Raw genomic sequence first — 13,506 nt, 5'->3', positions numbered from 1 at the left:
GCGCAGAACAACAAGAGGAACATCGCCGATGCTCCGTCTGCACGGCATCCTGGGACGCGCGAGCGACAAGGCTTATGCCGGCCGCATCCACGCGCTGGAGCATCGCGGTGGCATCGAGTTGCTGTTCGTGCCGCCGGAGGATGCCGGCCGCAAGCGCTTCCGCCTGACCACCGATCGCGGCACCGACTGCGCCGTCAGCCTGGATCGCGACGAGGAGCTGGTCGACGGCGCGCTGCTGCATCTCGACTCCGATCGCGCCATCATCGCACGTTTTGGCGAGCAGCATATGCTGCGCCTCAAGGCGCGTGACGAGGCCAGCGCGCTCAAGCTCGGTTGGCATGCCGGCAATCTGCACTGGCGCGTCCGCTTCGAGGGCGACAGCCTCGTCGTACTGCTCGACGCCCCGATCGAGACCTACCGTGCGCGGATCAAGCCGCTGCTCGACGCCGGCGAAGTCGTGGAGCGCGCGCATGTTTGACCGCGGCGAGACGCTGGCCCTGCTGCAACTCGGCGACAGCGCCTTTCCCGCCGGCGGCTTTGCCTTCTCTTGGGGCATCGAAGGCCTCGCCGCCGATGGCCTGCTGTCCGACCGCAGCGATCTCGACGGCGTCATTGCCGATCACCTTGCGCAGCGCTGGGCCACGATGGATCGCATCCTGCTGCGGCGCGCCTGGCACGCTGGCGATACCGCGGCGATGGTAGCCGTGGATCGCCTCGCCGAGGCCACGACGCCGTCGGCCGAGATGCGCGAGGGCTCGCGGCGTGCGGGCAGGGCGTTGCTCGGCGTCTGGGTCAAGCTTGCAGGCCCCTTGTCCGTGTCCTACCGCGCGCGCGTCTCGGCCGATCCGAGACTTGGACACCTCGCCGTGGTGCAGGCGATCGCCGGCCGTGATGCCGGCCTGAGCCTCGATGCCGCCGAGCTCGTCTCCGGCTGGACCCTCATCACTGGCCTCGTCAGCGCCGCGGTGCGGCTCGGCCTGATCGGCCACATCGACTCGCAGCAGAGCCTGGCGCGCGCCCGCGCACGGCTCGGCGATCTGCTCAACGGCACACCCGACGACGACGCGATGCCGTCGAGCTTCACGCCCTTCATCGAAATCGCCGTGTCGCGCGGGCCGTTGCGGCATGTGCGCATGTTCACGACCTGAGGTGCCGCGCCATGATGAACCTGTCGCCGACCGAGCTGGATCGTCTCGTGATCTTCAACGCCGCGCAGATGGCGCGGCGCAATCGCTTGCTGGGCATCAAGCTGAGCCATCCCGAGGCGGTCGCCTACATCACCGATGAGGTGATGACCGCGGCGCGGCGCAATCGGCCCTATGCCGAGATCCGCGACATGGCCGGCCGGTTGCTGACCACCGATGACGTCGAGCCCGGCGTCGCGCAGATGATCCCGATGCTCTATGTCGAGCTGATGTTTGCCGAGGGGACCAAGGTGATGGCGCTGTTCGAGCCGATCCAGCCGGCCGAAGGCGCAGCCGCCGAGGAGATCGTACCCGGCGAGATCATCGCCGGCGGCGACGACATCGCGATGTTCACGGAGCTGCCGGCGGTCACCATCGACGTCGTCAACACCGGCGACCGCGACATCCAGGTGCGCAGCCACACCCACTTCTTCGAGGTCAATCGCGCGCTGCGCTTCGACCGCGCCGCCGCCTGGGGCATGAAGATCGATCGCCCCGCGGGGCTCGGCATGCGCTTCGAACCGGGGATCTTCAAATCGGTGCGGCTGGTGCCGATCACCGGCGACCGGATCGTGCGCGGCCAGGCCGGGCTGGTCAATGGTCCGCTTGATGCGCCCGGCGCGCGCGACGCCGCGCTGAAGCTCGCGCAATCGCGTGGCTATCTCGGAGCCTAGGTCATGGCAACACTGACACGGCAAGCGTATGCCGAGCTTTACGGTCCCACGAAAGGCGATCTCGTCCGGCTCGCCGACACCAGCCTGCTCGCCGAGATCGAGCACGACTACACGACCTACGGCCATGAGCTGCTGGTCGGTGCCGGCAAGAACATCCGCGACGGCGAGGCCGTCGCGGCGCACCGGACGTCCACTCACAAGGCCCTCGACGTCGTCGTCAAGAACGCGACCATCGTCGACGCCGTGATCGGCATCGTGAAGGCCGACATCGGCATCCGCGACGGCCGCATCGTCGGCATCGGCAAGGCCGGCAATCCCGACATCATGCCGGACGTGCATCCGGACATGGTGGTCGGTCACACCACCGCGCCGATCGCCGGCGGCCCGTTCATCGTCACCGCGGGCGCGATCGAGAGCCACGCGCATCTGATCTCGCCGGAGCAGTCGGATCACGCGCTGGCCGGCGGCACCACCACGATGGTCGGCAACGGCTCGGGGCCGGTGTTCGACGTCGGCTCAGGCTCGGGCCCGAACTTCGGCCATTTCCTCAAGTCGATCGAGTTCTCGCCGCTGAACTACGCGCTGTTCGGCCGCGGCGGCTCCAATCCCGCAGCGGTCGAGGAGGCGGTCGCGGCCGGCGGCATGTCGGTCAAGATCCACGAGGACTTTGGCGCGTCGCCCGATGTCATCGACAAGACCCTGATCGCGGCGGATCGTCACGACTTCGCGGTGCATCTGCACACCGACTCGATCAACGAATACGGCTTCTGCGAGGACACGATGGCGGCGGTCGATGGCCGCACCATCCACATGTACCACGTCGAGGGCGCCGGCGGCGGCCATGCGCCCGACCTGCTCAAGGTGGTGTCCTGGCCCAACGTCATCCCGTCCTCGACCAACCCGACCAATCCCTACACCTCCTATGGGATGGAGGAGGGCGTGCCGATGACGATGATCTGTCATCAGCTCAACTACAATTCGCCCGAGGACGTCATGTTCGGCGAGTCCAGGGTGCGCGCGCAGTCGATGGCGGCGGAGGATTTCCTGCACGACATGGGCGCGATCTCGATCTTCGGCACGGATACGCAGGGCATGGGCCGGCTCGCCGAGAACGTCGCCAAATGCTGGCAGCTCGCCAGCGTGATGAAGGACCGCATTGGCCGCCTGCCGGAGGAGACCACCGCGCGCGCCGACAATGAGCGCATCAAGCGCTACATCGCCAAGCTGACGATCAACCCCGCTGTTGCCGTCGGCATCGATTATGTCGTCGGCTCCATCGAGGTCGGCAAGATGGCCGATCTCGTGCTGTGGCCGCGCGCCTCGTTCGGCTTGAAGCCCTACATGGTGATCAAGAACGGCTTCCCGGTCTGGGCCGCGATGGGCGACGGCAACGGCAGCCTCGGCCTGTCGGAGCCGATGATCCAGAAGCGGATGTGGGGCGCGCTGGGCGCGGCGCCACAGCGGCTCGGCGTCAACTTCATGTCGAAGCTCGCGGTCGACGCCGGCATCCGCGGCAGGCTCGGGCTCGGCCGCGAGACGGTGCAGATCAAGAACGTGCGCCGCCTGCGCAAGACCGACATGGTCCGCAACGCGGCGATGCCGCATGTCGAGGTCGATCCGCAGACCTTCGAGGTCCGCGCCGACGGCAAGCTCTTGATGTGCCCGCCCGCGACAACCGTGCCGCTCGCGAGGAGGTTCATGCTGCGATGAGCCGTCTCGCTCTCACCCGCGCCGATGCGCCGATGACGGCCGCGCGCGTTGGCATCGGCGGCCCCGTCGGCTCCGGCAAGACCGCGTTGGTCGAGCAGCTGATCCCGGCGCTGCAGGCGCGCGGCATCGACATCGCCGTCATCACCAACGATCTCGTCACCGCCGAAGATGCCGAGCGCGTGCGGCGCTCCGGCCTGATCGACCCCGAGCGGGTCTCGGCGGTGGAGGCCGGCGCCTGTCCGCACACGGTGATCCGCGAGGATCCGACGCTCAACATCGAGGCCGCCGACGAACTGGAGCGGCGCTTTCCCGGCGTCGAGCTGATCCTGCTGGAGAGCGGCGGCGACAATCTCGCCTCGACCTTCTCGCGCGACCTCACCGATTTCTGGATGTTCGTGATCGACGTCGCCGGCGGCGACGACATCCCGCGCAAGCGCGGCCCTGGCGTCATCCGCGCCGATCTCCTGGTCATCAACAAGGTCGATCTCGCCCCTCATGTCGGCGTCGATCTCGCACGCATGCAGCGCGAGGCCGCCGCTGTGCGCGACGGCCGGCCGGTGCTCTTGACCAACTGCCGGCGCGGTGAGGGCGTTGAAGCGGTCGTCGACCTGCTCGAGCGCGAGGTGCTGTTCCGCACGTGAGCGCTTCAGCCCCAGAGCCGCCGCGGCTCGATCTCTCCTTCGCCCGCCGCGGCGGCCGCACCGTGATCGATCGCCGGCTGTTTGCCTGGCCGTTCGTGCTGACGCGCAGCTTCCACACCGATGCCGCGCGGCCGGATTGCCTCAGCGTGATCCTGCAGACCGGCAGTGGCGCCGTGCACGGCGAGGACCGGTTGACGCAGCGCTTCACGCTATCTGCGGGTACAGCCGTTTGCGTGGCCACGCAGGGCGCCACCTCAGTACATCGCGCCGAGCCGGGCGCACGTGCCAAGGAGCAGGTTCTGCTCCGGGTCGCGACCGGCGCCAGGCTCGACTATCGGCCGGAGCCGCGCATCCTCTTTCCCGGGGCGGCCCTGTGCCAGGTGCTCGACCTGAACTGCGCCGCCGATGCATCGGCGCTGGTGACCGACGCCTTCACGATGCATGACCCGGACGGGCAAGGACGCTTGTTCCGCGAGCTCGACTCCGCGCTCGTCGTGCGCCGGACGGGCGAGGAGCCGCTCCTCATCGACCGTATGCATCTGAGCGATCCTGATGTCGCGGTCTTCAACGGTCATCGCGCGTTCGGCTCGGCCGTTCTGATGCTGCCGCCGACGAACGATCTCGCCGCGCTCCGCCAGCGTCTCGCCGATGCGCTGTCCTGCATCGACGGCCTCTACGCCGCGGCAAGCCTGCTGCCGGAGCGCGCCGGTCTCGGCGTGCGCCTCGCGGGCCGCCAGATGCGCCACCTGCGCACCGGATTCGACGCGATCGCCGCGATCTATCGCGAGGCGGCGGCTCAGGCCCCGAGCGCGGCGGCGACGGCGCGGCCGACCGCTGCGTGAACCGCGTTGCGCTTGTCGTCGCTGGCCTTGGTCTCGGTAAGATAGCTGCTCACGAGGACCGGCGCGCGCCCTGTCGGCCAGATCACGGCGACATCGTTGCTGCTGCCGCGCTCGCCCGCGCCGGTCTTGTCGCCGATGCGCCATTCGCCGGGCAGGCCGGCGCGCAGCTTGGCGCCACCGGTCTTGCAGGCGATCAGCCAGCCATTCAGGACATCGCGCGACGCCGCCGACAGCGCAGTGCCGGTGGTCAGCTTCGCCAAGGTCTGGGCCATCGCCGCGGGCGTGGTGGTGTCCCTCGGATCGCCGGGCACGCTTTCATTGAGCGCGGGCTCGATGCGGTCGAGCCGGGTGATGGCGTCGCCGAAGCCGCGGATGGCGCGGGTCAAGCCGGCGGGGCCGCCGAGCGTCGCCAGCAGCAGATTCGCCGCGGTGTTGTCGCTGAGCGTCACGGTCGCCTCGCACAATTCGCCGACCGACAGGCCCGACGTCCCCACATAGGCCTTGGTGACCGGCGCATAGGACAGGATGTCTCCTTGCGCGATCGGAATGCGGCGTGCCAGCTGCTCGGTGCCGGAATCGACCTTGGTGAGGATCGCGCCCGCCAGCAGCGCCTTGAAGGTGCTGCACATCGGGAATCGATCGTCGAGCCGATGGCCGCCGAGCGCGCCGCTCGCGGTGTCCAGCAGGGCCACGCCGAGCCGCCCGCCGCTGTCGGCTTCGATGCCGGCGATCGTCGCCTGAAGGTCGGCGGCGAGCGCCGGCTTCGCCACCAGCAGCGGCACAAGTGCGAGCGGAAACAATTGCCGCCGTGTGTAGATCGTCATCGACTGTCCTCGAGTTACGCCGTCTCGAGATCGAAATCGGCCCACACCGGCACGTGATCCGACGGCTTCTCCCAGGCCCTGACATAGCTGTCGACGCCGACCTCGACCAGCCGGTCGCTGGCCTGCGGCGACAGCAGCAGGTGATCGATCCGGATCCCCATGTTCTTCTGCCAGGCGCCGGCCTGATAGTCCCAGAACGTGTACTGCCCCGGCGCGTCGGTGACGGCGCGCAGCGCGTCGGTGAGCCCGAGGCCGAGCAGCGACTGGAAGCTCTCCCGCGTCTCGGGACGGAATAGCGCGTCCTCGACCCAGGCCTCGGGGTTGGAGACGTCGTCGGCGGCGGGGATCACGTTGAAGTCACCTGCGAGGATCAGCGGCTCCTCGGTCTTCAGCCGTTCACGCGCGTAGTCACGAAGCCGCGACATCCATTTGAGCTTGTAGGGATATTTTTCCGTGTTCGGCGGGTTGCCGTTGGGCAGATAGAGGCAGGCGATGCGCACCACCCCGCTCTTGAGGCTGACCACGCCCTCCAGGAAGCGCGCATGCACGTCCTCGGCGTCGCCATCCAGACCCGATTTGGTTTCATCGAACGGCAGCTTCGACAGCAGCGCGACACCGTTGAAGGTCTTCTGACCGTGGGTCACGACGTTGTAGCCGAGCGCCTCGATCTCCAGCCGCGGGAATGCGTCGTCCGTGCACTTGATTTCCTGCAGGCAGACGATGTCCGGGGAGCATTCCTTGAGCCAGGTCAGAAGGTGATCGATCCGCTGCCGGACCGAATTGACGTTCCAAGTGGCGATACGCATGGCCTGAGGTTCCCGGGGGGAAAGAGAAACGGCCCCGGTTAGATCAAGCCGCGACCACTCCGGTCAAGGCGAATGGCGTCGGAATCACAGGCGGTGCAACAATGCCATGCACGGTGCGGCATGGTCGGGGGCGCGCGCTGCGCGTATTCATGCGGCCAACACCCAGGGAGATCATGATGGACCATCGACGTCTCGGCCATTCCGGCCTCCGCGTGCCCGCGCTCAGCTTCGGCACCGCGACCTTTGGCGGCAGCAACGACTTCTTCAAGGCCTGGGGCGGGACCGACGCTGACGGCGCCTCCCGGCTGATCGACGTCTGCCTCGATCATGGCCTCTCGATGTTCGACAGCGCCGACGTCTATTCGGACGGCCTGGCCGAGAGCATTCTCGGCCAGGCCATCAAAGGCAAGCGCAACCGCCTGCTGATCTCGACCAAGGCGACGTTCCCGAAAGGCAGTGGCCCGAACGACTATGGCTCCTCGCGCCAGCATCTGATCGAGGCGATCGACGGCTCGCTCGCGCGGCTCGGCGTCGACCACATCGACCTGTTCCAGCTGCACGGCCAGGACTACAACACGCCGGTGGAGGAGACGCTGTCCACGCTCGACCAGCTCGTGCGCGCCGGCAAGATCCGCTACATCGGCTGCTCCAACTTCTCCGGCTGGCACCTGATGAAGTCGCTGGCCGCCTCCGACCGCTACGGCTATCCGCGCTATGTCGCGCATCAGGCCTACTACTCGCTGCTCAACCGCGACTATGAGTGGGAGCTGATGCCGCTGGGCCGCGACCAGGGCGTCGGCGCCGTGATCTGGAGCCCGCTCGGATGGGGCAAGCTGACCGGCAAGATCCGCCGCGGACAGCCGGCCAAGCCCGGCACCCGCGCCCACGACATCGCCGGCACGGGACCGCATTACGAGGAGGAGCGGCTGTATCGCGTCGTCGATGCGCTCGACGGCGTCGCCAAGGAGACCGGCAAGACCATTCCGCAGGTGGCGCTGAACTGGCTGCTGCAGCGCCCGACGGTCGCGACCATCATCGTCGGCGCCCGCAACGAAAGCCAGCTCATGGAGAACATCGGCGCGGTCGGCTGGAGCCTGACGACGGAGCAGGTGGCGACGCTCGATGCGGCCAGCGACATTCCCGCCGCCTATCCGGTCTGGCATCAGCGCGGCTTCCCGATGCTGAACGAGCGGCGCTGATCTCGGGCCGGCGGAACTGCTGTGGATCATCAGCCGCAGACCTCGTGCCTGCGGCGGCGATGCATTTGACGACGTCGCCCGGACGGCAGTAGAATCTTGCTTCGATCGTCACGTGGCCGCGCTCCGGTCATTCTGGAGCCGCCACAACGGGGGGCATCGACCCCGGACCGATCGGCGGTTGAGCCTCACGACTGTGCCGGACCCGCAGTCTTCAATGTGACGATGTTTGGCTCACTAAGTCGTCCCGGCGAACCGCATCAGATTTCTTGCCGACGTGGAGGGTGGGCAAAGGCGCGCAGCGCCGTGACCACCGCGCACATAACGATCAGATCGTCCACCCCTCCGTCGGATACGCCAGCCCGTCGCTTGGCAGTATCTCCGCGCCCAGTCCATTGCGAAACCGGCTGGCGTAGAAGGCCAGGGGCAGGCCCTCCTGGTGGCGGCACCAGCGGACCTCGCCGATGAACAGCGTATGGTCGGCGATCTCGATCGCGTTGACGACCTCGCAGCCGAACTGCGCGATCGCCTGCGGCAATAGGAAGAAGCCATCGCGTTCGTCGAAGCTTGGTGCGCCCTGCGCCAGCGGTGCGCCGGCGAAATGCCGGCCGACCGCGACGTCATCCGCCGCGAGCACGTTGACTGCATAGCGGCCGGAGGTGCTCACCGCCTGCCAGGTGCGGCCGTGCTTCAGCGAGACCAGCACCGTCGGCGGCTGCATCGAGACCGTGGTGAAGCTGTTCGCAGTCATCCCGACCGGTGCGCCCTGGGCGTCGCGGCTCGCCACGACAGTCACGCCTGTCGAGAATCGCGACGCGGCAGCGCGAAAGCTGGCCGGGTCCGGATGATGGCTCATCGGCTTCTCTCCGTCATCACGCTGCGAGCCTTGCCCGGTCATCGATCCAGGCATGAATGCGCCGGTCGCTCGCCAGCCGGTCCCACTGCCGCTCCGGATAGTTGAAATTGTCGGTGAACTCGTCGCAGAGCGCGCGATCCTGCGCCATGGTGACAATCAGCCGGCCCATCGCCTCCGACGGCGGCTGCAGCATCAGATTGGTCCAGCGCGCCGCGGCGAGCACGCGGTTCTCCCGGGCGCGATCGACCGTCTCGACGAAGCGGTCGTCGAACGCCACGGCGTCAACGATCGCCTTGCCCAGCTCGAACGCCGCATAGGAGGCCATGTTGGCGCCCTGGCCCATCATCGGATCGACCACGGAGTGCACGTCGCCGAGCGCGATCGCGATCTTGCCGTCGTCGAAGCTGACCGAGGAGCGCCGCACGGTCGGCACCACGGCGCCCTGCAGGAGGTCCAGCGGCTGCAGATCGAAGCGGTGCGTGTCGATCCGGTTGTAGGTGTGCGGATGGTGCTTCTCCAGCTTGTCGAGCATCGTCTGCCGGAAGGCTGAGGGATCGGCGTCGTAGTTGAGCGACACCAGCTCGGCCATGTCGCCGCCGGGAATGTTCTCCATCAGCAGCGCCGTCTTCATGCCGCCGAAAGTCAGCGTCGGGATCACGATCATCTCGCCATGGCCCGGCGAGACCGACAGCGTGACGCCGCGCGGATCGTCGCCATCGGGGCTGCCATGATCGACACCGTCATAAAGCCCGACGCAGAGCAGGCGCTGCGGCTGGTTGTAGGGCGACAGCTCCGGCCGGTGGCTGAACATCCGCCCGAGCGCGCCCTTCCCGGTGGACACCACCAGCAGGTCGAAGCGCGCCACCAGCGCCGGAATGTCGTCGTCCTGGATGCTGGCATATTCGATCGCGCCGCCGCGATCCTCGAAATCCTTCATCAGCGCCGGCAGGTAGATCCGGTAGTCGACCGCGCGGCTCGGCTGCTTGAATGCGCCGCGAAAGAGCAGGGGGCTGCCCGGAAAATTGAAGAAGTGATCATGGTGGTGGTAGACGACACCGGGATCGTCCCAGTGGTTCACGCCGAGCTCGTTCTCGCGCGCGACCGTGATGCCGTGATGCGCCACCGTGTTCATCAGCCGCGTCGCAGCATACTGCTCGGGCGCGCGATCCGTCAGGACGGTCGCCTGGATGCCGTGCTTCTGCAGATACAGCGCCAGATGCAGCCCTCCGATGCCGGCGCCGACGATGCCGATCGACTTCTCCATGGCTCTCCCTCCGTTTGATTTTTTTGGAGGCTAGACCAGTCCTCCGGATGCCGTATACGGAATGACAAGAATAAAACTCATTCCGGGGAGGAATGGATGGACCGGATCGACGCGCTGCAGACCTTCATCCGCGTCATGGAGGCCGGCAGCTTCACCCAGGCTGCGGCCGATCTCGGCCTGGGACAGCCGGCGATCACCAAGCGCATCGCGCTCCTGGAGGAGCAGTTCGGCTGCAGGCTGTTCGTACGCACCACGCGTAAGCTGCGGCCGACGCCCGAGGCCGACCGGGTGCTCAAGCTCGCCAAGGACATCGTCACCTTGTTCGAGAGCGCCGGCGTGCCATCGCCGAAGCGCGTCGGCGCGCCCTCCGGCACCCTGCGCATGACGGTGCCGACCTCGTTCGGCCGCTATTTCTTCCGCGACATCTTTGCTGAATACGGCCGCCGCTATCCCGAGGTGCGGCTCGACATCCGCTTCACCGAGCAGTTCGTCGATCTCGTCGAGACCGGCACCGAGCTCGCCGTCCGCATCGGCGTGCTCAGCTCCAGCTCGCTGGTCGCGCGACGCGTCGGCACGGTCAAGCGGCTGCTGGTCGCGGCGCCATCGCTGCTCGCGAGACACCGCCCGCCGCGCCTGCCCAACGATCTGCGCCAGCTGCCCTGCGTGACCTATTCGCGGCTGTCGCCGAAGAACGAATGGAGCTTCGAGTCCGAGACCGGCCGACATGTCGTCGGCATCACGCCGTCGCTGACCTGCGACGACGCCGACATCATGGCCCAGGCCGCACTGGAGGGCCTCGGCGCCGCCGTGCTGCCGGACTGGTGCGCGGTGGGCCACATCGCTTCCGGCAAGCTCGTCCACCTGCTGCCGGACTACGATGTGCCGTCGCTGCCGCTCCACGTCGTCTATCCCGACCCGCAATGGATGTCGCACCGCGCGCGGCTGTTCCGCGACCTGATCATCGAGCGCGCGGACGTGTTCGCGATTGGTGCGGCAATGGCCACAAGAGTATAGCGATGTTAGAACTCATTGTAGGTGAGGTCAGAATGAGCGCGGTGCCCGTGAATGCGCCCTCTCCCCTTGCGGGAGAGGGCTTGTAGGACAGCGCGGCAAGCTCGGTTGGGTGAGGGGATGTCTCCACAAGCCGCGATCGCGGAGAGATACCCCTGACCCGAATGAGTGCGTCGAGAAGCCGGTGCAGCCCTCTCCCGCAAGGGGAGAGGGCGCTGTATCAGGCAGCGCACGCTGCTGCGCCATCGATTTCCTCTGCAGATCCGGTCAGCGCAAACGCTTGTTAACGCTGAGTATGAACATCACCGGCGCTCTGATTGACGCGCCGTCTCATCTGCCCGCAATCTCCGCGCGATTTCGCAAGCAGTCATATTGCAGGGGCAGGGGATCGATGAAAGAGGCCGCGAAGCCGGGCATTCCGCTGTGGTTCAAGCTTGCCTACAGCGCGTTCTGCGCGGTGCTGGTGCCGACCTATCTGATGGCCTACGGCCCGACCAACTTCCTGTATTTCTGCGACGTCGCGCTGTTGACCACGCTGGCCGCGGTCTGGCTGGAGAGCCCGCTGCTCGCCTCGGCGCCGGCGGTCGGCATCCTCCTGCCGCAGGCGTTGTGGGTCGTCGACTTCCTCGGCACCGCTGCCGGCGTGCCATTGACGGGCATGACGGCCTATATGTTCGACGCCAAGCTGCCGCTGTTCACCCGCAGCCTGTCGTTCTTCCATTTCTGGCTCCCGTTCGTGCTGGCCTGGCTGGTCTGGCGGCTCGGCTATGATCGCCGCGCCTTCGCGGTCTGGACCGTCGCCGCCTGGGCGCTGCTGTCGGTGTGCTACTTCCTGATGCCGCCGCCACCCGCGACCAGCGACCTGCCGGTCAACATCAACTACGTGTTCGGCCTCAGCGATGCCCTGGCGCAGAGCTTCATGCCGGGTCCGGCATGGTTCGCGATGCTGCTGATCGGCCTGCCGCTCGTGATCTTCTATCCGACCCACCGACTGCTGCTGCGCTATGCAGGCCGCGCGCCGGTGTTGACGGTTGTTCCTGCAAGGTTGTGATCCGCGCGCCTCGTTGAGGATCGTCGGCACGCGCCGCCCGCTGGCGTCGCTTCGGACACCGGCCTCTCCGCCGTCATTGCGAGCGAAGCAATCCAGAGTCCCACGCGCGGCCTGGATTGCTTCGCTTCGCTCGCAATGGCGAAGATGCTAAGGCTTTGCCTTGAACGGACCGATCGAACCGCGTGACGAAGGAGACGACGATGCGGCTGGCAGTGATTTCCGATGTGCATGGCAATCTGCCGGCGCTGGAGGCGGTGCTCGCGGACATCGAGACACGCGGGGTCGATGCCACTGTCAATCTCGGCGACTGCGTGACCAGCCCGTTGTGGCCGCGCGAGACATTCGACCTGCTGGAGTCGCTGCAGTTGCCGACCGTGCGTGGCAATCATGACCGCTGGATCGAGGAGTTTCCGGAAGAGAAGCTCTCTCCCGCCGGTCGCTTCGCTCGCGCGGCGCTGACCGCCGAGCAGCGCCGGGTGTTGCATGCGCTTCCGCCACGGCTCGCCCTGGAGCAGGGCATCCTCGCCGTCCATGGCACGCCCGACGACGACTGCGCCCTTCTGCTCGAGGAGATGCTCGATGACGGCCGCTACGTCCCGGCGCGACGCGACGTGCTGGCCTCGCGCCTCGTCAATCTCGGCGGTGCCACGCTCGTGCTGTGCGGCCACAGTCATCGGCAGGCGATGGTGCAGGTGCCGCGCGGACCCCTGGTGGTCAATCCCGGCAGCGTCGGCTGTCCCGTGTTCGGCGACATCCCGATCGCAGCCCAGCTCGAATATCGCTCGCCGCACGCCCGCTACGCCGTGCTGACGGAGCGCCGCGGGCATTGGCAGGCCGAGCTGCTGGCGCTGACCTATGACTGGGATCGCGCGGCGGCGCGCGCCGCCGAGAACGGCTTTCCGCATTGGGCCGGCGCCTACGCCTCGGGCGCGGTGATCTGACAGGGTACGACGACGCGGTGTTTGGCGAGGTACTTGGCGAGGCGCTATGCGATCGGCCATGCCCGTCGGGCAAATCAAGGCCGCTTCATCGCTGTTGTGCGCGATGCAACGGGCGACACCGGCTTTAAATCTGCCTGCGCGCAGAAATTCATTTCTCCAACGCCTTCAAGCTGATTTGCCCTGTCCAGTCTCGCCGCGAAAAATTCTCTTGTTTCGCTTTGTCAGAAGTCGTGCTTTCATCCCGCCGTCCCGCCCCGGCACGAGGGGCGTATCGCGATCGTCACGACACGCGGGGTGGGATGCGATGGGCGCTTGGGGCTGCAGCATGGCGGATGCCGTGCGGACGAACAGCCTTGGCGCACGCCGAAATCGCATGGTCCTGGCCTCCCGACGCTGAGGCCACGCCGGTGGGACGATGATCCGCCGGTCACGGGGGCAAGACAGCCGGTCCCCGGGGAGCAACTGTCTTTTTTGTAGACCGGTGATCGGCCGGCCTCAAGGCTGGC

General features: G+C 67.2%; 14 protein-coding genes. 10 read left to right on the top strand and 4 right to left on the bottom strand.

From position 1 onward, the window contains the following. Positions 1-28: 28 nt before the first annotated feature. Genes ureE through ACQR1F_RS29960 form a run of 6 tightly spaced genes read left to right on the top strand, consistent with a single transcriptional unit; the run spans position 29 to position 5,051 of the window. Positions 29-478, top strand: coding sequence for an urease accessory protein UreE (gene ureE / locus ACQR1F_RS29985; RefSeq protein ID WP_434914396.1), 450 nt, complete (start codon positions 29-31; stop codon positions 476-478). After that, positions 471-1,148 carry an urease accessory protein UreF gene (locus tag ACQR1F_RS29980; protein WP_434914395.1) on the top strand — a complete coding sequence of 226 codons (678 nt, stop codon included), beginning with the start codon at positions 471-473 and terminating at the stop codon, positions 1,146-1,148. The genes ureE and ACQR1F_RS29980 overlap by 8 nt, the downstream gene beginning before the upstream one ends. An 11-nt stretch (positions 1,149-1,159) precedes the next feature. Further along, complete coding sequence (ureB, locus tag ACQR1F_RS29975; protein WP_434872870.1) at positions 1,160-1,858, top strand: urease subunit beta; 699 nt, start codon at positions 1,160-1,162, stop codon at positions 1,856-1,858. A gap of 3 nt (positions 1,859-1,861) precedes the next feature. Next, on the top strand, positions 1,862-3,568 hold the full coding sequence (gene ureC, locus ACQR1F_RS29970) for an urease subunit alpha (RefSeq protein WP_434914394.1): 1,707 nt from the start codon (positions 1,862-1,864) through the stop codon (positions 3,566-3,568). Then, positions 3,565-4,209 carry an urease accessory protein UreG gene (gene ureG, locus ACQR1F_RS29965; protein ID WP_434914393.1) on the top strand — a complete coding sequence of 215 codons (645 nt, stop codon included), beginning with the start codon at positions 3,565-3,567 and terminating at the stop codon, positions 4,207-4,209. The genes ureC and ureG overlap by 4 nt, the downstream gene beginning before the upstream one ends. Beyond that, a complete protein-coding gene (locus ACQR1F_RS29960) occupies positions 4,206-5,051 on the top strand; it encodes an urease accessory protein UreD (protein ID WP_434914392.1) in 846 nt (281 codons plus the stop codon). Before ureG ends, ACQR1F_RS29960 begins: the two co-directional genes overlap by 4 nt. Here ACQR1F_RS29960 and bla read toward each other — a convergent pair. After that, positions 5,006-5,875, bottom strand: a complete 870-nt coding sequence (bla, locus tag ACQR1F_RS29955) for a class A beta-lactamase (RefSeq protein ID WP_434914391.1) — start codon at positions 5,873-5,875, stop codon at positions 5,006-5,008. The genes ACQR1F_RS29960 and bla overlap by 46 nt on opposite strands. Before the next feature lie 14 nt (positions 5,876-5,889). Then, positions 5,890-6,681: an exodeoxyribonuclease III gene (gene xth / locus ACQR1F_RS29950; RefSeq protein ID WP_434839832.1), complete on the bottom strand. Its 792-nt coding sequence runs from the start codon at positions 6,679-6,681 to the stop codon at positions 5,890-5,892. Positions 6,682-6,857: 176 nt separating this feature from the next. On the opposite strand from xth, the gene ACQR1F_RS29945 reads away from it, so the two are divergent. Next, positions 6,858-7,880 (top strand): aldo/keto reductase, encoded by a 1,023-nt coding sequence (locus ACQR1F_RS29945; protein ID WP_434914390.1) that lies wholly within the window; start codon positions 6,858-6,860, stop codon positions 7,878-7,880. A 325-nt stretch (positions 7,881-8,205) separates the two neighbouring features. Here ACQR1F_RS29945 and ACQR1F_RS29940 read toward each other — a convergent pair whose 3' ends face one another. Together ACQR1F_RS29940 and styA are read right to left on the bottom strand one after the other, a co-directional pair. Then, positions 8,206-8,733, bottom strand: a complete 528-nt coding sequence (locus ACQR1F_RS29940; protein ID WP_316236403.1) for a flavin reductase family protein — start codon at positions 8,731-8,733, stop codon at positions 8,206-8,208. A gap of 16 nt (positions 8,734-8,749) precedes the next feature. Next, positions 8,750-9,997 carry a styrene monooxygenase subunit StyA gene (gene styA, locus ACQR1F_RS29935; RefSeq protein ID WP_316236404.1) on the bottom strand — a complete coding sequence of 416 codons (1,248 nt, stop codon included), beginning with the start codon at positions 9,995-9,997 and terminating at the stop codon, positions 8,750-8,752. Between the two features lie 96 nt (positions 9,998-10,093). Between styA and ACQR1F_RS29930 the strand changes: the two genes are divergently transcribed. The 3 genes from ACQR1F_RS29930 to ACQR1F_RS29920 all read left to right on the top strand — a co-directional run bounded on the left by ACQR1F_RS29930 (position 10,094) and on the right by ACQR1F_RS29920 (position 13,000). Further along, positions 10,094-11,011, top strand: coding sequence for a LysR family transcriptional regulator (locus ACQR1F_RS29930; protein ID WP_434914389.1), 918 nt, complete (start codon positions 10,094-10,096; stop codon positions 11,009-11,011). Positions 11,012-11,399: 388 nt separating this feature from the next. After that, complete coding sequence (locus ACQR1F_RS29925) at positions 11,400-12,059, top strand: hypothetical protein (protein ID WP_434889399.1); 660 nt, start codon at positions 11,400-11,402, stop codon at positions 12,057-12,059. 200 nt (positions 12,060-12,259) lie between these two features. After that, positions 12,260-13,000, top strand: coding sequence for a metallophosphoesterase family protein (locus ACQR1F_RS29920; RefSeq protein ID WP_434914388.1), 741 nt, complete (start codon positions 12,260-12,262; stop codon positions 12,998-13,000). Positions 13,001-13,506: the final 506 nt, after the last annotated feature.

The organism is Bradyrhizobium sp. HKCCYLS3013 (assembly GCF_051167615.1).
In the GTDB taxonomy this organism is placed as follows: Bacteria; Pseudomonadota; Alphaproteobacteria; order Rhizobiales; family Xanthobacteraceae; genus Bradyrhizobium.
The sequence above is the reverse complement of the archived record's forward strand: the minus strand, read 5'-3'. Positions and strand labels throughout refer to the sequence as shown.